Below are 21,051 nucleotides of genomic sequence, written 5' to 3' on the forward strand. Positions count from 1 at the left end.
TGCTCTGGAATACGGCACGGAATATAGCCTTGGAAACAGTGTGAAAACGCTGCCGAAACTGGCACAGCGCCCTGCATGACAGGAAGCGGCGCGCAGTCTAGAAAAGGCGTGAGCCAAACGCAACCGGAGGACCCGGCTTCTCGTATGGACAGCATGTTTCTCAACCGGCTGGGCGCAGCCTTTCTGCTTTCCGGCGTGTCCGTATGGATGTGTAGCGCTGTAGGCTCAGCCGTTGTGCCTGAGGCGGCCCCCGCAAAACCTGCGTTTTCTCTCCCCGGTCTGGACAATAAACCTATTGCCCCTTTCATGGCGCATGCGGATGCTGAAAAAGGCGATGCGCTTGTCCATCAGGTCTGCACAAGTTGCCATGCTGTGAATGAGGGTGCGTCCGATGGCGTTGGGCCTAATCTTTCCGGCGTAGCAGGTCGCCGAATTGCGGGGCTTTCCAACTATTCTTATTCTGCGGCGCTTAAAAGCCAGCATGGGCATGTCTGGTCCGATCAGGCTTTGTCGGACTGGCTCACGTCCCCTGCCCGGTTCGCACCCGGCACACGCATGTCTCTGGTCGGTCTGCCTGACCCGGCTCAGCGCGCGGATATTATCGCGTATCTGCACACATTGGGGGATGCCGAAGCCCCCGCTCCTTCTTCCGATCCCAAGGTGAACCCATGAGCGATGACGATCTGAGCCCCTTTCTGGACGTAGCCATCATGATGGCCGAGGCCGCCCGATGTGTGGTGCGGCCATGGTTTCGTCGGGGTGTCAGCGTTGTTGATAAAGCCGATGAAAGTCCCGTCACCATTGCAGACCGCACAGCCGAGCGCGTGATGCGTGCCATTCTGGCGGAGCGTCTGCCTGACCATGGGGTGTTTGGAGAGGAATTCGGTCTTGTGAATGACGCCGCCCGGTATCGGTGGCTGCTGGACCCGGTGGACGGGACGCGGGCTTTTGTGACGGGCCGGCCACTGTTTGGAACGCTGATCGCGCTCCTGCGGGACGGCCAGCCTGTGCTGGGGGTGATTGATCAGCCCGTTCTGCAGGAGCGCTGGATTGGTGTGACCGGGCAGCCGACCCGTTTCAGTTCCCCGCTGGGTGGTGCGCCGGTTACGCGCCCCTGCCCGCGTCTGGCAGATGCGGAACTCTCCTGCACATCGCCTGAAATGCTGGAAAGTGCGCCGCATGAAGGTTGGAAAACGCTGAAAGCCCGAGCCAAGCGCATGACATGGGGCGGTGATTGCTACGCCTATGGCCTGCTGGCGCTCGGGCAGGTTGATCTGATTGCAGAGTGCGACATGAACCCGTGGGACTGGGCCGCGCTGGTGCCGGTTATTGAAGGAGCTGGTGGCAAAATCACAGCTTGGGACGGCAGCCCGCTCAGAGCGGATGGAGACCGGACCGTGCTGGCGGCGGGCGACCCTGCTCTGCATGCCGAGGCCGTGCGCACTCTGGCCGGGCATGGCTGACAGGCTCGCTCATTTTAACGATTCACTGCGCCAGACCTATGAATTTACCGCATTTTGCGATAGGCCTGCGCTTCAGCACAACAGGTATGGTCATTCCTCATGAGCACGCAACTGTCCCTCCCCAAGGATAAGATCCGCATTCTGCTGCTTGAAGGCGTTCACGATAGTGCTGTCGCGCTACTGAAAGCCAGCGGCTACGAGAACGTGGTCCGCCACAAGGGAGCGCTGGAAGGCGATGCCCTGAAAAAAGCTCTGGAAGGCGTCCATGTTGTGGGGATCCGTTCCCGCACGCAGCTGACCAAAGAGGTAATTGAAGGCGCTGACCGTCTGATTGCCATTGGCTGTTTCTGCATCGGCACCAATCAGGTGGATCTGGAAGCCGCCCGGCTGAATGGGATTCCGGTCTTCAACGCGCCCTACAGCAATACCCGCTCTGTGGCCGAACTGGTCATGGGCGAGATTGTTATGCTCATGCGCCGCATTTTCCCCGGCTCCATTGGCTGTCATCAGGGCCTGTGGAACAAATCCGCCGCCAATAGCTGGGAAGTGCGCGGCAAGACGCTCGGAATTGTTGGCTACGGGTCCATTGGCTCACAGCTGTCCGTTCTGGCAGAAGCTTTCGGCATGCGTGTCATTTACTATGATGTGGTGGATAAGCTTGGCCATGGGAACGCTATGCCGGTTGATACGCTGGAAGACCTGCTGAGCCAGAGTGATGTGGTGAGCCTGCATGTGCCGCAGCTCCCGACAACCAAAAACATGATGGGCGCTGAACAGATCCGCGCCATGAAAAAAGGTTCGTTCCTGATCAATAACGCCCGCGGGAATGTTGTCGACCTTGATGCGCTGGCTGAGGCTCTGAAAGACAAGCATCTGCTGGGTGCGGCTATTGATGTGTTCCCCAAGGAACCCAAAGGCCCGAATGATCGTCTGGAAACGCCGCTCAAGGAGCTGGATAACGTCATTCTGACACCGCATATCGGCGGTTCCACGGCCGAAGCGCAGGAACGCATTGGGGTGGAAGTGGCCCGTAAGCTGGTCGAATATTCCGATGTGGGGTCAACCTTCGGCGCTGTTAATTTTCCCGGTGTGCAGCTCCCGCAGAGCCCGCGCGGCACCCGTTTTATGCACGTGCACCACAACGTGCCGGGCATGATGATGCGTCTGAACGAAATCTTCCTCAAGCAGACCTGCAACGTTACGGCGCAGTTCCTGCAGACGGATGGTGAGATCGGCTACGTGGTTGTGGAAGCCGATACCGGTAAAAACAAGGATACGGATGACACCATCCTGCACGCTCTGCGTGACCTTGAGGGCACCATTCGTGCCCGTCTGATCTATCAGGGTCATTGATCTGATGGCGATCCGGGGGCGGGAATGATCAATTCCCGCATCCGTAGTTTTGCCTTCGCCGGGATAGAGGCGCGGCCTGTCTGGGTAGAAGTCCAGATTTCGTCCGGCCTCCCGGCATTTCTGATTGTTGGTCTGCCTGACAAGGCTGTGGCTGAAGCCCGGGAACGCGTGCGCGCCTCTCTGACCTCCATGGGGATGGCGCTGCCCGCCAAGCGCATTGTTATCAATCTTGTCCCTGCCGATATCCCTAAAGAAGGGTCGCATTTTGACCTGCCCATAGCGCTTGCCCTGCTCTGCGCCATGGAAGTTCTGCCCTACGAAGAGGTGTCGCGTTTTGCGGCTTTGGGTGAACTTTCTCTGGATGGTCGGCTAAACCCGGTGGCTGGTGTGCTGTCTGCCTCCATTGAGGCATCCGCCATGTCTCTGGGGCTGATCTGTCCGGCCATGCAGGCGGAAGAGGCTCTCTGCGGCGGCGATATTGCCATTCTGGGCGCGCCCACTCTTCTGGCTCTTATTAATCATTTCACCGGTCTTCAGGTTCTCACGCCACCGGCTTTCTCCGAACGCGCGCCAGACTCATCCTCTGAACGTCTGCCGGATCTTTCTGAGATCAAGGGGATGGAAACCGGACGCCGGGCGCTGGAAATTGCTGCGGCTGGTGGCCATTCCATTCTTCTTTCCGGGCCACCCGGTGCCGGAAAATCCATGCTGGCTGCCCGCCTGCCCAGTCTGCTGCCAGACCTGACGCAGAGGGAAAGTCTGGACGTCTCGCGCATTTATAGTGCCGCCGGATTGTTGAAAGGCGGTCGTCCGATCCGACGCCCTCCATTCCGAGACCCGCATCATTCTGCAACCTTGCCAGCTCTGGTAGGTGGCGGAAGCAAGGCGCGTCCGGGTGAAATTAGTCTGGCCGACCACGGAATTCTGTTTCTCGATGAACTGCCGGAATTTTCCCGCGCAGCACTTGAAGCCCTGAGGCAACCTCTGGAAACGGGGCGTGTGAGTATTGCCCGTGCCGCGCTGCACGTAACCTACCCTGCCCGCTTCCAGCTTATTGCCGCCATGAACCCATGCCGGTGTGGGTATCTGGGGGATGCCAGCAAGGAATGTCGTAAGGCTCCCCGCTGCGGCGAGGATTACATGGCACGGCTTTCCGGGCCACTACTGGATCGTATTGATATTCATGTGGCGATGCAGCCGTTCGAGCCGCTGGATTATCTTTCCGGCCCGTCTGGTGAGGCGAGTGCACCTGTAGCGGAACGGGTGCAGGTCGCGCGCCAGCGGCAATATGCCCGACATGACGGCATGAAAAATGCGCAGGCCACTCTGGAACAGATGCCGATAACGGAGGCCGCGCAGGCTCTGGCGCAGAAAGTGGCAACACGCTTCCGTTTTTCAGCGCGCGGCTATACCCGCATGATACGCGTTGCCCGTGCCATTGCTGATCTGGCGGGAGAGACCGAAATTCAGTCTCCCCATGTGGCCGAAGCGGCGACCTTTCGTCTCCGCTCCGGGCAGGATTAAACAGCCAGCGCGCTGCTAGGCGTGGGCTTTTAAAACGCTCAGCCCCTGTTCCAGATCAGCAATCAGATCATCCGGGCTTTCCAGTCCAATCTGCAGGCGCATGGACGGCCCCTCGGTCTGGTCTGCCGGGAAATTCCGGGTAATGCCTTTGCTGGTTGGCAGCACGAGGCTTTCGTACCCACCCCATGACGCGCCGATGCCAAACAGCTTCAGCGAATCAATCATGGCTTCCATAGCGCTCTGGCTAAATGTGTCTTTCAGCACAAAACCGAACAGGCTCCCTGCCCCGGTAAAATCACGCTTCCAGATTTCGTGGCCCGGACATTCGGGGAAGGCCGGGTGCAGGATCCGGGCAACTTCCGGCCGGTCTTTTAGCCAGTGGGCAACCTGCATGGCGGAGCGCGCCTGATGAGACAGACGTACCCCCATGGTGTGCAGGCCGCGCAGGGTCAGCCAGCAATCATCCGGCCCGGCAAGCTGGCCCAACTGAATGGCGGTATCTCGCAGCAGATGCCAGTCTTCTGCCTTTGCAACCGTAACAGCCCCGGCGATCACATCAGAATGACCGGAGGGGTATTTGGTCAGCGCCTGAATAGAGACATCCACGCCATGCGTGAACGGTGCAAAAATGCCGAAGCCCCAGGTATTATCCATCATCAGTCGGGCCCCATGTGCGTGGGCAACGCGGGCCAGCATGGGGACATCCTGCACTTCAAAAGTATGGCTGCCCGGGCTTTCTGAAAACAATACCCGTGTGTTGGGCTGCATCAGACCGGTCAGTGTCTCAGCAGAGGCGCAGGGCGGGTAATAGGTTGTTTCCACGCCAAAGCGTTTGAGCACGTTCTCTGCAAACCGACGGGTCGGGCTATAGACAGAATCTGGTAGCAGGCAATGGTCCCCGGCATTCAGGAATGCCAGCAACGGCGTGGTGCAGGCCGCAAGCCCGGATGAGACAACCTGACAGTCTGACCCGCCCTCAATGACCGCAATCGCTTTTTCAAGCTCGTGCTGAATAGGTGTGCCCATGGCTCCGTAAATATAGGCGTGGTCAAAGCGTTTCTGCCCCTGGTGGCGCATATCGTTCAGCGTGGGAAACAGCACCGTGGAGCCGCGCGTGAGGGCCATGTTGACGGGCGTGCCTTCAGGTTGGGCTTCCGGTCTGCCCATGCGGGTAAGCATGGAGGAAAGCTTGTCCCAGCCGCGTGTCACGTTGGCGTCAGATGTCATTGTTCAAGATCCTTTCGTCACGGGTGCGCCTGGTGTTGCACCCCATTCTGCCCATGAGCCGTCATAAAGCGCGCCTTCGTCAAAGCCAGCCAGCGCAAGGCCCACACTCAGGACGGCTGCCGTCATGCCTGAGCCGCAGGTTGTCACAGCGGGTTTATCCACCGGCATTCCGGCTTCCAGCAAAATCTCCCGCACGCGGTTAGGGGCGAGAAACTGCCCATTGTCTGCAAGGAGCTTTTTGTAAGGAAGATTAATCGCGCCGGGCATGTGTCCAGAGGCCAGACCGGGGCGTGGTTCTGGTACTTCCCCATAAAAGCGGGCGGCGGAGCGGGCATCCAGAATGGGCTGCAAGGCACCGGAAACAATATCCAGCATATCTCCGAGCCCTTTCAGGCGCGCAAAACGGGTATGGCATGCGTAGGGCTGAGCCGTTGGCATAGGGGCAGCACCCTGCGCGATTGGCTGATTGTCGCGCAGCCATGCCGGAAGGCCACCATCCAATATAAAGGCCTGATCATGCCCAAACAATCTGGCCAGCCACCAGCCCCGACACGCCGAGGCGGTGTTGCCCTGATCATAAAACACCACACGCGTTGACCTGCTGATGCCCAGAGCGCCAAACAGGCGGCCAAAGCGCGCAGCAGACGGAACAGTATGAGGCTGCGTGCTTTCCGGGTCGGAGAAAAGGTCGATATCAAACCGCAGACTGTCGGGAATATGGGCTTTCAGAAAAGCCTCATCCGGGTTGCTGGTTTCTCCGGGCAAAAGCGCTGTTGCATCCAGAATACACAGCGGGCTTTCTCCCTGCCAACAGGCAAGGGTTTTTACGGTAATAAGGGGCAACATAGCTTTAATCCCGGACCAGCGACGAAGTATCGGTGAAGGTAAAGCAAGTCTGCCCAGAAGGGTATTGGTCAGAGTTTTAAAAAGCTGCCTTTTCAGACAGCTCCGTGATGTTCCACCAGTGTTTTGAGGCGATCAATGGCCTCTCGTCCCTTAAGGGATGTCTGCCAGAGTGTCTCCAGCATATGCTGATGTGTCGCTACGGCTTCCGGAGAAGAGGTGATCATGGCAATTCCGGCGGTGCTTTCTGCAGAGCAGTCAGTCCGGAACGGGTTGATGGCCACGGCCATCAGCTCACTGCGGCGCATGAAAATGCACGACGTTGTGGTGATGTTTTTGGGAATGACACTGAACTGAAGTCCCATAGGGACAGAGTCAATCAAGGTGATAATGTTGCGGATTTCCTGCACCGCAACCTGCCGCGCTTTATGCCGCAATGTTGGGGACATGGGAAAGCCAGCCCCCACGCCATGTACCAGAAAGTCGATAATCTGATTTTCAGGCAACATGGAAATGATGGACGGTTTGCGCTGGCTATACAGTGCGCGTCGCTTTGACTGCGCCAGGATGGCTGGCGCATCCATCAGAGCGCCCCCCTCTTTTCCCTGCTGACTGGCATGCGCTTCCAGCAGGACAGCATCGTAGGCGGGTGATGTGACCTGATAGCAGACCGGATCCGAGACCTGCAGGATCTGTTCAATATCACCTTCAATCTGTGTGATTTTTTGGAAAAAACTATCCGGGCAACTGTAATATTCAATGCCGACCCCCAGCAGGGTCAGAGGCGAGATATTGAGAAGTTCAGCAAGCCTCTGGACGGTATCCAGCTTAATGACTTCGCCTTTTTCATACCGGTATAGCGCTGCGCGGGAGACACCCAGACGGGCCGCAATTTCATCAGCCCGCATGCCGGATTCAAGGCGAAAAGCTCTGAGCTGCTGACCAATTTCACCAAGATGCATTGTGACAGCAGTCATAGTTTCCACCTTATGAATCAACACGTTATGAACAAAATGTTTTATCGAATAGTATTGTTAATAATACGTTAGTTAACAGATTGTAAAATCCCGTCAATGCTGCCTTAAGACAATTTCAGATACCGGGTGCCGGTATGTTCCCGTTGCGATGCTGAAAAGGCTTTAAGAGACCAGACAAAGTCCCGGATCCGTGGTTTACTACGCCCATGATGGATGGGCTGACTCTGACAACCGAACGGATCATGCTGGCTCTGCTGCTTGGCGGCATCGCCTATGGATGCGTCATTGTTCTTGCCCCTTTTTCCTCAGCTATTTTGTGGGCTGGCGTTCTGACATACGCAACATGGCCCGTGTTCCAGCACCTCAGACGCCGTATGAGCGCTCTGGCTGCGAGTCTGATCATGACGTTTCTCTGCGCTGTGGGATTTGTCATCCCGCTCGCTTTTCTGGCGTCCACGACAATCGCTGCCAGCCCGCGCTGGGCGTCGCAGTTGAATGCCCTTTTCAGTTTTTCCCATCATCTTCCCCCTCCTCCCGGCTGGCTGATAAATATTCCCATGGTCGGGCAGGATCTTGCCGGCCAGTGGCAACACTGGAGCCATGATGTTGACCATCTGGGGGCCAGCCTGAGGCCTTATGCGGGGGATATCATCCAGTCCCTGCTGGTGCTTTTCATGCAGGTGGCCAATGGCGCGCTGCATCTGGTGATGGCCTTGTTCATCGCCTTCTTTTTCTGGCTCAGCGGCTCTTCTCTGGGCGACACGTTGAAAGCGGTAATAACCCGTATTGCCGGCCCACATGCTGGTCGGCACCTGCATATTATTGGCGGGACCGTGCGCGGCACTGTGTATGGCATTCTGGGAACAGCGATCATTCAGGGTATTTTGACCGGCATTGGCTTCTGGCTGACCGGGCTTTCCGAACCTGTCATGTTTGGTGTGCTGGCCGCTTTTCTGGCCGTTCTGCCGATTGGGGCCCCGCTTGTCTGGGTGCCCGCGTCCCTCTGGCTTCTGGTCGACCACCACGTGGCCAAAGGTGTCCTGCTCCTTCTCTATGGGCTTTTACTGATTTCCGGGGCCGACCATGTCATCCGCCCGCTGTTTATTGCGCGGGGGAGCAAGCTGCCATATCTCCTGACCGTCTTGGGGGTTATTGGGGGCGTAATGGCTTTTGGGGGGCTGGGGATTTTTCTGGGGCCGATCCTGCTGGCTGTGGGCTTCACATTGACTGTGGAATTTGCCGCTCAGGAAGCGCCCTCTCATTCTTCTTCTGATGATCAAAGGAGACAGCCCTCATGAGGCGTCATTTTCTCCGTCTCATGGATGCGCACCGTCGCAAGAAACAGCTTCGCCCCCCTGTCTCCACAGAGCATGACAGCACCAAAATTATCAGCTGGAACCTGCTGAGAAGAACGGGTGCGACGGTGCATGATGTTGTCGCCCTGATTGAAGCGGAAAAGCCGGATATTCTTCTGATGCAGGAAGCGACGGCTGAAATTGACGTGCTGTCAGATATTCTGGGCGGCTACTATGCGCGCGCGCCCCTGCCTGGTCGTATTCATGGCCCGGCCTGCTGGAGCCGGACACCGTTTGCCCGCACGCCGCGTGCCTGCACTATTCCGTCAGGCGCGGTCGTCAAACGTCATGCGCAAATTATTGATTACGGCCCGTTCTCTCTGGCCAATGTGCACCTGTCCCATGGACAGTTACTGAACCGGCGGCAACTGCGGCGTATTGCCGCACTTCTGCCAGCACCGTGTGCCATTTTGGGGGACTTCAACCTTGTTGGTCCGACGCTGGTGCCGGGCTTCAGAGACGTGGGGCCAAAAGCACCGACGCATCGCATGGTGGATCTGGTTCCCATCCGTATTGACCGCTGTCTGGTAGAAGGCATGAGCTGCCTGAGTGCCAGAGTTCTCCCGGTGTTTGCCTCAGACCATCGGCCTATCGCTGTTCAGTTGCGGCCCGATATCAAAGTGCTGGCCTCTGTTGCGTCATAGATAAGGCATGAACAGGCGCGCTGCGGCATCACGGATCTGGATCAGCTTGTTCCGTTTATCCAGATCATGGTGGGTCAGACGCCGGTTTCTGTGATGGCAGATGAAATCATCCAGCATTTCCGCCATCAGGACATCATAGGTTTCCATATTGATCTCGAAATTCAGGCGCAGGCTGCGAATATCGAGGTTGGAACTTCCGACAAAAGACCACGCCCGGTCTACCACCATCAGCTTGGAATGGTTGAAAGGTGGATTGACCAGCCACACGCGAACACCGGCATTCAGCAGGGGCGCGATATTGGCGGAGCAGGCCCAGTCCAGAGGTGGATGATTACTGCAACGCGGAATGACCACATCCACCTGCACGCCACGCAAGGCCGCAAGTGCGAGTTCCGACATGACGCGTGACCCCGGCAGGAAATAGGGCGTCATCAGTCTGACCTGCCGCCGGGCCAGAGTGATGGCCTGCAGCATCGTGTATTCAATTTTTTCAAGGTCAGTATCCGGGCCAGCGGTCACAATTCGGGCGACGGACTCCCCGGTGCTGGTGTGTTCCTTGAAATAGATATCGCCTTCCAGCGTCTCCTGCGTCACAAAATACCAGTCCCACGCGATAGCTTCGGCCAGTTGTTTGACGACGGGTCCTTCCAGCATGAAGTGGGTATCGGACACCGGATGAGGCGGTTTTCTGGAAACCAGATTTTCATCGGCAATATTCAGGCCGCCCATGAAGCCTGTCTTGCCATCCACCACCAGAATTTTCCGGTGATTGCGCAGATTGATGAAGGGCATGCGCCAGGGCAGCATGGAATGCATGAAGCGCCCGCACGGCACCCCTGCCCGCCTCAACCGGCGATAAACGGGAGACAGAAAATATCCGCTCCCAATGCCGTCCACAAGAACGCGCACCTGCACACCGCGCTTCTGGGCTGCAATCAGCTTTTCGATAAACAGACCGCCAATCTGATCATTCCGAAAGATATAGGAGCACAGCAGAATGCTTTGCTCGGCCTCTTCAATGGCTTTCAACATGAAGGGGTAACCACCGTCTCCGTCATGCAGAGGGACGATTTTGTTTCCGCCGACCAAGGGGCGACTGGTCAGTTTACCGACCATCATGGCCAGAGGCGCAAACTGCCCGTCCAGTTCTCTGTTCCAGGATGAGCTATGGGACTCTTCAAACCGATGGGAGGATCGCCCACTCACCAGCTTTTTAGCCAGGCGGCGCACACGGTTGATCCCAAACATGACGTAGAGAACTGTGCCCAAAGCAGGCATAAGAACACAAATGCCAATCCAGCCGATGGCGGATGAGGTATTTCTTTTTGTCAGAAGGATATGCAACGCAACGCTTGTCACCAGCACAAAACGAATGATCGTGACTGTCACCAGAGAAAGATGCGGCAGAATATCAAACGTCATGGGGCAAAATGCATCCTGAAAGGAATCAAACGGTGGCAGTCAGGCCTGATATCATTGAACCAGAACAGAATCGACAAAGGTTACTCCGGCAGGCGCGAGGCTCAAGAGCCTATCAGGATGGCCTGAGCGCGGAAGAGGCCGTATGCTCTGCTTGCATGAAAGAAGGCTGGCTTATTCTCTTAAAAAGAGCCCGCACGCGCCGTGGTGAAATTGATATTGTTATGCGCAAGGGCAGCTTGATTTGCTTTGTAGAAGTAAAAAAGCGCAAAACACTCCGTGGTGCGACGGAATGTCTGGGTGTCTCTCAGCAAAGGCGGCTTTATCGGGCTGCGGAATGTTTGCTAGCAGCCCACCCGCACTGGGCTTACGAAGAATTGCGGTTTGACCTGATAGCGGTTGATGAGCAGAACGCGCTGCACTGGGTGAAAGACGTTATCCGCCAGATGTAGAAAAAGCGCGGTGCCAGAGGCAAGCCGCGCTTTTTAGAAGACGTTTAGAGGCGCAAACGTTCAGGTGCGATGGCGGCGCGTTGCTGCGTGAGCAACTGCACGCTTGGTGGGGTGATAGGACACCAGATGCACCATGTTGCGAGACGTTGCGCCACGCTGAGAGGCAACCTGCGTGTGGCTGGCCCGAACAACGTGGCTCACACGGCGCACATGAACAACCGGCGGGGGCGCAGCAGTCAAAGACGCGAACGTCAGCTTGCTGGCTTCCAGATCGGAAATGACACGTTCCGCGTGCGCTGAAGAGTTCACGGAGAAAACACCTGCGCTCAAACCAACAAAAGCGAAGGCGCAGCGCAAAAACGGAAGACGCATCATCAAAAAATATCCCACCTCTGTTTGTCTGTTTCCAGACTACACAGCCCTCTGATTGCCTGACAACTTAAAAAATCAGGAAGCTGCCTTAAGAGGGATATTTTTTTCTTTCAGCAGGGTCTGGAGTTCACCGGACTGGTACATTTCCGTCACGATATCACACCCGCCGATGAATTCCCCTTTGATGTAAAGCTGCGGAATGGTCGGCCAGTTTGAGAAATCCTTGATGCCCTGACGAATACCGGCGTCAGCCAGAACATTCACGGATTTGAACGGTACGCCCAGATGCTCAAGAATCTGCACTACACGTGCGGAGAAGCCGCACTGCGGGAAGTCGGCATCACCCTTCATGAACAGCGTGACAGGGTTGGTATCAATTACGTTCTGGATCTGCTGTTTGACAGTTTCCGACATTAACCTGGATCCTTGCTAAAAAAGCGGAAAAATACGCCGTTCAGGGCGCAGACGTCTGCAACGCGAGCGCGTGCAGCTTGCCGCCCATATGGCCCTGCAAGGCCTGATAGACAAGCTGATGCTGCTTCACGCGGTTGAGGCCTTTGAAGGCCTCGCTCACGATAGAGCAGGAATAATGGTCACCGTCCCCGGCCAGATCATCAATCCTGATCTGCGCATCGGGGAAAGCCTGACGAAGATACGTCTCAAGTTCAGTGGCGGACATCGCCATGGCTTACAGATCCCTTTCAGTTACTCAGCGGGTCATCAAGGCCGGAAAGAAGGCCTCATGCGCGGCAACAAGTCGTGCAGCAGATATTGTGACGCCACTCGGCAAAATCAAATCATTTCCGCCAGACAGGCCAATCAGACGAGCCGGAACACCGGCCTGCTCTGCACGGGCGCAGAATTCTCCGGCATTATCGACGCAGACCAGATAGCGGGCCTGATCTTCACCAAACCAGAAGGCTTCCGGACGGATGCCGCTGTCCGGGCTTTCCAGTTCACAGCCCACGCCGCTGGCCATCACCATTTCCGCAACCGCAACCATCAGGCCGCCATCGGAAAGGTCATGACAGGCGGAAACCGCGCCACTGAGGATTTCCTGACGGACGAAGTCGCCGTTCCGTTTTTCCGCAGCCAGATCAACCGGCGGCGGCGGCCCGTCTTCACGGCCCAGCACTTCACGCAGCCAGATGGACTGGCCCAGTTCTCCGCGGGTTTCACCCACCAGAACAACGGCCTTACCATCCTGCATCTCCAGGCCAACGGCTTTCTCCACGTCATCCAGCACCCCCAGTGCGCCAATGGCGGGGGTGGGCAGAATGGCCAGAGGAGAGCCGTCCGGCTGACGCGTCTCATTATACAGAGAGACGTTGCCACTCACGACCGGGAAGTCGAGAGCGCGACAGGCATCGCCCATCCCTTCAATCGCTGCGACAAACTGTCCCATGATTTCCGGTTTTTCCGGGTTACCGAAATTGAGGTTGTCCGTTACAGCCAGCGGGCGGGCACCGGTCGCGGTCAGGTTACGCCATGCTTCGGCCACAGCCTGTGCGCCCCCGGTTTTGGGGTCAGCATGGCAATAGCGCGGTGTGCAGTCTGTCGTGATAGCCAGTGCCAGTGACGTATCTTCAATTTTGACAATCGCGGCATCAGCAGCGCCCGGACGGCGGACCGTCTGGCCACCAACCGTGCTGTCATACTGGTTCCATACCCATGCGCGGGATGCGAGGTCCGGCGACCCCACCATCTTGAGCAGTGCGGCATCCAGAGAAAGCGGGGCATGCACAGCGCCGAGAGGTTCTGGCACAACCGGCGTGGTGGCCGGGCGATCATAGATCGGAGCCTGATCCGCCAGCGGGTCCAGCGGAATATCCGCTTCCACCTGCCCTTTGTGTTTAACCACAATATGGCCGGTTTCCGTCAGATGCCCGATAATGGCGAAGTCCAGTTCCCATTTCTCGAAGATCTTGCGGGCGACTTCCGTGCGATCGGGCTTGAGGACCATGAGCATGCGCTCCTGGCTCTCGGACAGCATCATCTCATAAGCCGTCATGTTCGGCTCACGCTGGGGCACTTCGTCCAGATCCAGCTCAATCCCAACGCCACCTTTGCCAGCCATTTCCACGGCGGATGAGGTCAGGCCAGCGGCACCCATGTCCTGAATGGCGACAATGGCATCCGTCGCCATCAGTTCCAGACAGGCTTCAATCAGCAGCTTTTCAATGAACGGGTCGCCAACCTGCACGGTCGGACGCTTCGCCATCGCGTTTTCGTCGAACTCGGCAGAGGACATGGTGGCGCCATGGATGCCATCACGTCCGGTGCGGGAGCCGACATACACAACCGGGTTACCCACCCCTGCGGCAGCAGAGAGGAAAATCCGGTCTTTACGCGCAAGGCCAACCGTCATGGCATTGACAAGCGGGTTGCCATCATAAGCCGGGTGGAAGTTAATCTCCCCGCCTACGGTCGGCACGCCCACACAGTTGCCGTAGCCGCCAATGCCACGCACGACGCCATCAATAATCTGGCGGGTACGGGGTGTTTCGGGATTGCCGAAGCGCAGGGCATTCAGGTTGGCAATCGGGCGGGCCCCCATGGTGAACACGTCACGCAGAATACCACCAACACCCGTGGCAGCGCCCTGATACGGCTCGATAAAGGACGGATGGTTATGGCTTTCCATCTTGAAGATGGCAGCATACCCCTGCCCGATATCCACCACGCCAGCATTCTCACCCGGACCATGGATAACCCACGGGGCTTTGGTGGGGAGCGTGCGCAGCCATTTGCGAGAGGATTTGTAAGAACAGTGCTCGGACCACATGACCGAGAACACACCCAGCTCAGTCAGGCTGGGTGTGCGGCCCATGATGGTGACAACGCGCGCGTATTCTTCAGCCGTCAGCCCGAATTCCTGGGCCAGAGATGCATCAACGGTCTTTTTCACCGGACAAGAGCCTCCACAAGACCTTCAAACAGCGGCAGACCGTCTACGCCGCCCATCAGCGGGTCAACAAGATCTTCCGGGTGAGGCATCATGCCGCAAATACGAGTGTTTTCGCTCAGAATGCCCGCAATGCTGTTCACGCTGCCGTTGGGGTTGCTGGCAACATCGTCAGCCTGCACGTGGCCATTCGGCGCGGCATAGCGGAAGGCAACAAGCCCCTCGCCTTCCAGCCGGTCCAGCGTGCTCTGGTCTGCCGTGTAGTTGCCGTCCCCATGCGCCAGAGGCGTGCGGAACACATCCCCTTTCTGCCATTTATGGGTGAAAGGCGTATCCGTCCGTTCCACACGCAGATGGCAGTCCTGAGACAGGAAGCGCAGGTTAGCGTTCCGCAGCAGGGCACCCGGCAGCAGGCCGGATTCCGTCAGAATCTGAAAGCCATTGCAGACCCCCAGAATATGACCACCCTTTTGCGCAAAGCTGCGGATTTCTGTCATGATGGGAGAATGGGCCGCCATGGCGCCACAACGCAGGTAATCCCCGTAGCTGAAGCCGCCCGGCAGAACCACAAGATCAATCCCGGTCAGGTCGGTATCACGATGCCAGACCATGCGGGGCTCATGTCCGGTTACACGCCGTAGTGCGATAGCCATATCGCGCTCACGGTTAGTGCCCGGAAAGACAACAATCGCTGCTTTCATTTTGCGCTGCTACACGGGTAAGAGTCATGCAGAGCCTTGAAGACGCTTTCGCCCACAGGCTTGGACATCGCTTCAGAATGCGCTTTCAGCCATGCCAGCACTTTAACGCGCATGGCAGCACCATTTTCTGACGTCGGGACGCAGAAGCCTGCCGGAGCGGAAGCGTCTCCTTCGTTGCGATCATTGATCTTGGAGAGAGCAACAGCATCTGCAACGCCGGTGATGTAGGCATCACACACGGTGGCACCTGCTGCACGGGTGCAGATGCGGGCAAAGTTGCCAGCCTGCATGGGGGAAATGCGCTGAGCATGGGCCAGCGTCGGCGCAAGCAGAGCTCCCCCAAGGGCGATCAGGGCGAGGCGTTTCATCCCAGCACCTCAACCGTGAAGTCTTCGATCACCAGATTGGCGAGAAGATCCCGCGCCATGTCTTCGGCCTGTTTCTGGACAGCGGCACGGTCCGTGCCCTCAACATCCAGATCAATAATCTTGCCGACCCGGACGTCATTCACGCCCGGGAAACCCAATGTGTGCAATGCGTGGCCGATGGCTTTCCCCTGCGGGTCAAGCACACCCTCCTTAAGCATGACGGTTACACGTACTTTCATGATAAAGCCCCCGTTGCTGTCGGCATGGTCACTGCATGGTCTCCGGACCCTTCATGTCTCCGCCATTGCCTGCTTCGGGCAGGATGCCCAGTCTGCGGGCAACTTCCTGATACGCTTCCCGGACATTGCCCAAGTCACGGCGGAAACGGTCCTTATCAAGCTTCTCGTTGGTCTGGTTGTCCCACAGGCGGCAGTTGTCGGGTGAAATTTCATCCGCCAGCACAATCCGCATGTCGTCCCCTTCCCAGGAGCGGCCAAATTCAAGTTTGAAGTCTACAAGCTGAATGCCAATGCCGCTGAACAGGCCGCACAGGAAATCATTCACCCGCATGGCCATGGAGGTCATGTCTTCAAGGTCGTGCGGGCACGCCCAGCCGAAGGCGATGATGTGGTCTTCAGAGACAAGCGGATCATTCAGCTCATCGTTCTTGTAGTAAAATTCTACAATGGTCCGTGGCAGGCGAGTGCCTTCCTCAATCCCAAAGCGCTTGGCAATGCTCCCCGCAGCAATATTGCGGATCACAACTTCAAGCGGAATAATCTCGACTTCCTTCACCAGCTGCTCTCGCATGTTGATGCGGCGGATGAAGTGCGTGGGAATGCCGATTTCCTGCAAACGCAGCATCAGATGCTCGCTGATGCGGTTATTCAGTACGCCCTTACCGGTAATGATGCCGCTTTTGGCACCGTTGCCAGCCGTGGCATCATCCTTGAAATACTGCACAAGGGTGCCGGGTTCCGGACCTTCAAAAAGGATTTTGGCTTTACCTTCGTAAAGCTGGCGGCGACGGGCCATGGTCATCCTTACCTGTCTTGAACGTTTAAAACCGATCCCTGCAACCGGTCCGGGGGAAGACTGAAACCAGCCTTCCCTTCTTCAGACGCGTCATAGCAGGCTTCGGGCATGGAAGATATAGGGACGCCCCTGCTCACAGAGCCGGGCCGGGTTCCCCAAATACTTTCTGATACAGGCCATCCAGCGCCTTCAGATGCTGGCGGCTGTCCATGGCGGCATCCAGCGTTTCTGCCGGGATACGCCCGGAAATTTCCGGATCGGCTGCCAGATTTTCACGGAACGTCCGGCCTTCCGGCGTGCCGAGTTTGGTCCAGGTTTCCATCGCGTTGCGCTGGACAATCCGATAGGCATCTTCACGCGAGAGACCGGCGCGGGCCAGAGCCAGCAGAACCTCACCGGAATGCACAACGCCGCCAAGGCTTTCGATGTTGGCAGCCATGCGGTCCGGATAGACCAGCAGCTTGCTCATCATGCCGGCGAGGCGTGCCAGCGCGAAGTCCAGACCAATGGTGGCATCCGGGCAGATATTCCGTTCAACGGAAGAATGGCTGATGTCGCGCTCATGCCACAGGGCCACGTTCTCCAGAGCCGGGATAACGGCAGACCGCACAAGGCGCGCCAGACCCGTCAGGTTTTCCGTCAGCACCGGGTTCCGCTTGTGCGGCATGGCGGAGGAGCCCTTCTGGCCCTTGTGGAAAAATTCTTCCGCTTCCCGCACTTCAGAACGCTGCAGATGGCGCACTTCAATAGCCAGACGTTCAATGCCGCTGGCAATCACCCCCAGCGCACAGAAGTAGGCTGCATGGCGGTCACGCGGGATGACCTGCGTGGAAACCGGTTCCGGCTTCAGGCCCAGACGTTCGGCAACGTAGGTTTCAACGCGCGGGTCCAGATGAGCGAAAGTGCCCACGGCACCGGAAATGGCACAGGTGGCAATTTCCGCACGAGCAGCTTCAAGGCGCGCCTTGTTGCGGACGAACTCGGCATAGTGCCCGGCCAGCTTCAAACCAAAAGAGGTCGGTTCGGCATGGATGCCGTGGCTGCGGCCAATGGTCAGGGTGTGCTTGTGTTCAAACGCACGGGTGCGCAGCGCATCCAGAACGTCGTCCAGATCTTTCAGCAGCAGGTCGGTCGCCTGCGTCAGCTGCACGGCAAGGCACGTATCCAGAATATCGGATGACGTCATGCCCAGATGCACAAAACGGCTTTCCGGGCCAACTTTCTCAGCAAGCCAGGTCAGGAAGGCAATCACATCGTGGCGTGTTTCAGCCTCGATTTCGTCAATGCGGGCCAGATCGGCATCGGAGAAAGCGGCCATTGCGGCATCGCCCTTCTCACGCACAACTTTTGCGGCTTCCTTTGGCACAGCGCCATATTCGGCCATGGCTTCGCAGGCCAGTGCTTCAATCTCAAACCAGATGCGGTAGCGATTTTCAGGCGACCAGATAGCGGCCATGACAGGGCGAGTATAGCGCGGCACCATAACGCGGTGTTCCTCCTGAGAACGGAATGATGCGGGCCTCTCTACCCGATTCCGGCCCCCGCGTCTGCCCGTGAAACAAAAAACTTTGACACTCCGGCTTCTTTCAGGATGTTCAGAGGCTTGTTTTGGCGCCCCCAGCCTCTCGAATCGGAGTTTTCGTGCACGGTTTTCTTGATGCTTTCAGCCTGAAAGCGCTTTTTGCCTTCCTTCAGGTCGTGATGATTGACGTCACGCTGGCGGGAGATAACGCTGTTGTGATCGGGCTGGTTGTGCGCTCTCTGCCAGTGAGCGAGCGGCGGAAGGCCATTTTTGTCGGGATCGCACTGGCAGCCCTCATCCGTATTCTGATGGCGCTGGTCGCCGTGCAGCTTCTCCAAATCATCGGTCTGACGCTGGCGGGCGGCCTGTTGCTGCTCTGGGTGTGCTGGAAGATGTACTCGGAGATGCGGGCCGGTCCGCATGACGATGCGGACGGTGCCTCTCCGCCCGGCAGCTTCGGCAAGGCCGTGCTGCGCATTCTTCTCGCTGACCTTTCCATGAGTCTGGACAATGTGCTGGCCGTTGCTGGTGCAGCGGCAGAGCATCCGGCTGTGATGGTGGCAGGTCTGGTTCTGTCTGTCTTGCTGATGGGGGTTGCCGCGTCCGTTATCGCCCGCCTTCTGGACAAGTACAAATGGATTTCTTGGGTTGGGTTGTTGATCGTTCTGGGTGTTGCAATTGAGCTGATTGTTAAAGGTGGTGGTGAGGTCTGGATACATTTGCCCTTCTCTCATTGATGGGCTGACCTCCCCTCTCCCGCGCCGATCATGACTTGCCAGCGCATGCGGGATCGCTGATCTTCCGGGAATGTCAGTTTTACATTCTTCCGCATGGCGTCGGCAGGCAGTTCTGCCGCTGGCTGTTCTACTTTTAAGTGCGTGTTCGGCTCCGCCGGAAACGGCAACGCCCACAGCCTCGTCTGCGCCCGCTGAGGCACTCCCCCAGCCCGTGGCTACGTCTCCCTCACAGGCTGGCGTTTCTGGCTCAGTCTCTGATCGTCTGACCGTCTGGCTCAGTCTGGTCGGCTCATCGCATGCCAGTGCACAAGAGTATGCGGACTTTCTGAAAACCCGCCCCGTCTGGCCGCGCTGGCAGCTTCTGCAGTCCCGTATGCAGCAGGCTCTGGCTAAGGAGACCGACCCTGCGGTTCTGGGGCGACTTTGTGCGCAAACACTGACTTACGGCCCAGCACTCGCGCAGTGTGCGATTCAGGTCGGCGCGTCGAATTCCGGGCTTTCAAGTCATCTTGCCGCAGAGGCAAAGCAAGCCTGGATGAATGGCAATGATGCTTCCACAGCGGCATCGGCCTTGTCTGGTACCTTCCCTCAGGCGCTGACGCAGGAAGCCTCCTGGCTGCGGTTTAACCGGGAAGAAAAAGCGGGACTGGTGGCCGCAGCACGCCAGACGGTGCCTTACCTTAGTGCTATCCGGCAGAAGCAGGCTCAGGCCCGGCGGGCCTTTCGGGCTAATGACGCCAGTGCCGAAGCATTAGCATCCGCCCTGCCCGTCTCTGAGGCTACAGATCCTTACCTTATTCTGGACCATCTCCGCTGGCTGCGGACCCAGAAGCGCGACACGGATGCCGCGGCACTCTGGAAGTCTGCGGGGGTGCAGGCTGAAGCCAGGGCGCGTCATCCAGCCTTCTGGCGGGAGCGCGATGCGCTGGCGCGTGAACTGGTGCAGGCCGGACAGAATGAGGACGCTCTATTTCTGGCGAATGATACCACCGTCACCGGAGCGACCCGTCTGGATGCAGAGTTTCTGAGTGGATGGATTGCGCTGCAAAAACTGCACAATCCGACGCAGGCGGATGTTTTTTTTAAGCCACTGGCTGACTCTTCTGCGCTTATCACCAAAAGTCGCGGGTTTTACTGGCTTGGGCGGGCCCGTCTGGCGGCACAGGATAACGCATCTGCGCAGGCCGACTGGCAGAAAGCTGCGAGCTATCCCGGAACGTTTTACGGTCAGATGGCAGCAGCCAAACTGGCTGGGAATGAAACCACGCTGCTGGCCCCCGACCATATCCCGCCTTCCATAGTCAAAGCTCTGACGGCGGAACGAGACCCTGCGGCATCAGCCAGCCGTCTTGCCGGGAGCGATCTGGTTCAGGCGGCCCAATTGCTTGTGTCTTGGGGTGATAAGCCGCATGCGCGGGACTTCCTGATGTTGCTCAGTCAGCAACTGGTGTCTCTGTCCGACCGGCTGGCCTTGTGTGATCTCGCTATGCGGCTGAATTTGCCTGATGTGGCGGTTTCGGTGTCGCGTCAGGTTGGTCGGGATGGACTGTTCCTGCTCCACTCTGGGTGGCCTGCTCCCTATACGCCCCCGGCCACAGGGCTTCCGTCCGGGCTGGTGCTGGGTCTGTCTCGTCAGGAAAGCAACTTCAATCCTGATGCAATCAGTTCATCCAATGCCATTGGCCTGATGCAGCTCAAGCCATCTACAGCGGGGGATATGGTGCGCAGAGCGGGTGTTCCGGCCTCTGACGCGACGGCATTAGGCTTGCATGATCCGGAAAATAATATGGCGCTGGGCGCAGCCTATCTGTCTTATTTGCAGGATAAATTCGGTAACGTCGTGCCTTACATGGCCGCCGCTTATAACGGTGGTCCCGGTCGCCTTTCACGCTGGCTGACGGCTGCCGGAGATCCGGCTCGCAGCGGTGCCTCGCAGGATGAGATGATTGACTGGATTGAGAGCATTCCCTTCTCTGAGACCCGAAATTACGTCCAGCGCGTGTGGGAAAATATGACGATTTATACTGCTATGGGGAAATAAGCATGACACCGTCTCGCTTTCTGGCAACGTTCGGCGGATGTGGTCTGGCACCACGCGCGCCGGGCACTGTGGGGTCTTTAGCGGCTTTGCTGTTGGGGCTTCCTCTCCTCAAA

The 21,051-nt window shown here is 57.7% G+C and carries 22 protein-coding genes and 1 pseudogene; 10 read left to right on the top strand and 13 right to left on the bottom strand.

Going from position 1 to position 21,051, the window contains the following annotated elements:
* The first annotated feature begins 144 nt into the window (after positions 1-144).
* The 4 genes from AD928_RS14065 (at position 145) to AD928_RS14080 (ending at position 4,340) form a co-directional block, all read left to right on the top strand.
* Positions 145-672 carry a c-type cytochrome gene (locus AD928_RS14065; RefSeq protein ID WP_062251133.1) on the top strand — a complete coding sequence of 176 codons (528 nt, stop codon included), beginning with the start codon at positions 145-147 and terminating at the stop codon, positions 670-672.
* Positions 669-1,463, top strand: a complete 795-nt coding sequence (locus tag AD928_RS14070) for an inositol monophosphatase family protein (protein WP_062251134.1) — start codon at positions 669-671, stop codon at positions 1,461-1,463. The genes AD928_RS14065 and AD928_RS14070 overlap by 4 nt, the downstream gene beginning before the upstream one ends.
* Positions 1,464-1,562: 99 nt before the next feature.
* Complete coding sequence (serA, locus tag AD928_RS14075) at positions 1,563-2,816, top strand: phosphoglycerate dehydrogenase (RefSeq protein WP_062251135.1); 1,254 nt, start codon at positions 1,563-1,565, stop codon at positions 2,814-2,816.
* A gap of 24 nt (positions 2,817-2,840) precedes the next feature.
* Positions 2,841-4,340 (top strand): YifB family Mg chelatase-like AAA ATPase, encoded by a 1,500-nt coding sequence (locus AD928_RS14080; protein ID WP_062251136.1) that lies wholly within the window; start codon positions 2,841-2,843, stop codon positions 4,338-4,340.
* Between the two features lie 15 nt (positions 4,341-4,355).
* Here AD928_RS14080 and metC read toward each other — a convergent pair whose 3' ends face one another.
* From metC to AD928_RS14095, 3 genes are all read right to left on the bottom strand, one after another.
* Positions 4,356-5,567 (bottom strand): cystathionine beta-lyase, encoded by a 1,212-nt coding sequence (gene metC / locus AD928_RS14085; protein WP_062251137.1) that lies wholly within the window; start codon positions 5,565-5,567, stop codon positions 4,356-4,358.
* Between the two features lie 3 nt (positions 5,568-5,570).
* On the bottom strand, positions 5,571-6,413 hold the full coding sequence (locus AD928_RS14090; RefSeq protein WP_062251138.1) for a sulfurtransferase: 843 nt from the start codon (positions 6,411-6,413) through the stop codon (positions 5,571-5,573).
* 92 nt (positions 6,414-6,505) lie between these two features.
* Positions 6,506-7,387, bottom strand: a complete 882-nt coding sequence (locus AD928_RS14095; RefSeq protein WP_062251139.1) for a helix-turn-helix domain-containing protein — start codon at positions 7,385-7,387, stop codon at positions 6,506-6,508.
* A gap of 206 nt (positions 7,388-7,593) precedes the next feature.
* Here AD928_RS14095 and AD928_RS14100 point away from each other — a divergent pair, with 206 nt between their 5' ends.
* Positions 7,594-8,685: an AI-2E family transporter gene (locus tag AD928_RS14100; protein ID WP_062251140.1), complete on the top strand. Its 1,092-nt coding sequence runs from the start codon at positions 7,594-7,596 to the stop codon at positions 8,683-8,685.
* The gene (locus AD928_RS14105; RefSeq protein ID WP_062251141.1) at positions 8,682-9,386 is read left to right on the top strand and encodes an endonuclease/exonuclease/phosphatase family protein; all 705 of its coding nucleotides are present in this window, start codon (positions 8,682-8,684) and stop codon (positions 9,384-9,386) included. The genes AD928_RS14100 and AD928_RS14105 overlap by 4 nt, the downstream gene beginning before the upstream one ends.
* On the opposite strand, the gene cls is transcribed toward AD928_RS14105, so the two are convergent.
* A complete protein-coding gene (cls, locus tag AD928_RS14110; protein ID WP_082779914.1) occupies positions 9,381-10,796 on the bottom strand; it encodes a cardiolipin synthase in 1,416 nt (471 codons plus the stop codon). The genes AD928_RS14105 and cls overlap by 6 nt on opposite strands.
* A 44-nt stretch (positions 10,797-10,840) precedes the next feature.
* On the opposite strand from cls, the gene AD928_RS14115 reads away from it, so the two are divergent.
* Positions 10,841-11,257 (top strand): YraN family protein, encoded by a 417-nt coding sequence (locus AD928_RS14115; RefSeq protein WP_209436701.1) that lies wholly within the window; start codon positions 10,841-10,843, stop codon positions 11,255-11,257.
* A gap of 60 nt (positions 11,258-11,317) precedes the next feature.
* Here the strand turns inward: AD928_RS14115 and AD928_RS14120 are convergent, their stop codons facing one another.
* The 9 genes from AD928_RS14120 to purB form a co-directional block, all read right to left on the bottom strand.
* Entirely contained in the window at positions 11,318-11,566 is a 249-nt protein-coding gene (locus AD928_RS14120) for a hypothetical protein (protein WP_231866176.1), read from the bottom strand.
* A 138-nt stretch (positions 11,567-11,704) separates the two neighbouring features.
* Positions 11,705-12,043: a Grx4 family monothiol glutaredoxin gene (grxD, locus tag AD928_RS14125; RefSeq protein ID WP_062140289.1), complete on the bottom strand. Its 339-nt coding sequence runs from the start codon at positions 12,041-12,043 to the stop codon at positions 11,705-11,707.
* A 40-nt stretch (positions 12,044-12,083) separates the two neighbouring features.
* Complete coding sequence (locus tag AD928_RS14130) at positions 12,084-12,314, bottom strand: BolA/IbaG family iron-sulfur metabolism protein (RefSeq protein WP_043552646.1); 231 nt, start codon at positions 12,312-12,314, stop codon at positions 12,084-12,086.
* Positions 12,315-12,338: 24 nt separating this feature from the next.
* Complete coding sequence (purL, locus tag AD928_RS14135; RefSeq protein WP_062251144.1) at positions 12,339-14,537, bottom strand: phosphoribosylformylglycinamidine synthase subunit PurL; 2,199 nt, start codon at positions 14,535-14,537, stop codon at positions 12,339-12,341.
* On the bottom strand, positions 14,534-15,235 hold the full coding sequence (purQ, locus tag AD928_RS14140; protein ID WP_062251145.1) for a phosphoribosylformylglycinamidine synthase subunit PurQ: 702 nt from the start codon (positions 15,233-15,235) through the stop codon (positions 14,534-14,536). Before purQ ends, purL begins: the two co-directional genes overlap by 4 nt.
* Entirely contained in the window at positions 15,232-15,603 is a 372-nt protein-coding gene (locus tag AD928_RS14145; protein WP_062251146.1) for a Rap1a/Tai family immunity protein, read from the bottom strand. The genes purQ and AD928_RS14145 overlap by 4 nt, the downstream gene beginning before the upstream one ends.
* Complete coding sequence (gene purS, locus AD928_RS14150; protein ID WP_043552652.1) at positions 15,600-15,842, bottom strand: phosphoribosylformylglycinamidine synthase subunit PurS; 243 nt, start codon at positions 15,840-15,842, stop codon at positions 15,600-15,602. Before purS ends, AD928_RS14145 begins: the two co-directional genes overlap by 4 nt.
* 28 nt (positions 15,843-15,870) lie before the next feature.
* A complete protein-coding gene (gene purC / locus AD928_RS14155) occupies positions 15,871-16,638 on the bottom strand; it encodes a phosphoribosylaminoimidazolesuccinocarboxamide synthase (protein ID WP_061503322.1) in 768 nt (255 codons plus the stop codon).
* Between the two features lie 133 nt (positions 16,639-16,771).
* Positions 16,772-18,121 (bottom strand): adenylosuccinate lyase, encoded by a 1,350-nt coding sequence (purB, locus tag AD928_RS14160; protein WP_062140297.1) that lies wholly within the window; start codon positions 18,119-18,121, stop codon positions 16,772-16,774.
* A gap of 158 nt (positions 18,122-18,279) precedes the next feature.
* Between purB and AD928_RS14165 the strand changes: the two genes are divergently transcribed.
* The 3 genes and pseudogenes from AD928_RS14165 to AD928_RS15265 all read left to right on the top strand — a co-directional run.
* Positions 18,280-18,897, top strand: a complete 618-nt coding sequence (locus AD928_RS14165) for a YjbE family putative metal transport protein (RefSeq protein WP_082779915.1) — start codon at positions 18,280-18,282, stop codon at positions 18,895-18,897.
* Positions 18,898-18,967: 70 nt separating this feature from the next.
* A complete protein-coding gene (locus AD928_RS14170) occupies positions 18,968-20,938 on the top strand; it encodes a lytic transglycosylase domain-containing protein (RefSeq protein ID WP_062251147.1) in 1,971 nt (656 codons plus the stop codon).
* Between the two features lie 2 nt (positions 20,939-20,940).
* Positions 20,941-21,051: pseudogene (locus AD928_RS15265) on the top strand (phosphatidylglycerophosphatase A family protein); the annotation flags it as partial.

Origin of the sequence: Acetobacter cerevisiae (assembly GCF_001580535.1) — a bacterium.
Lineage (GTDB): Bacteria > Pseudomonadota > Alphaproteobacteria > Acetobacterales > Acetobacteraceae > Acetobacter > Acetobacter cerevisiae.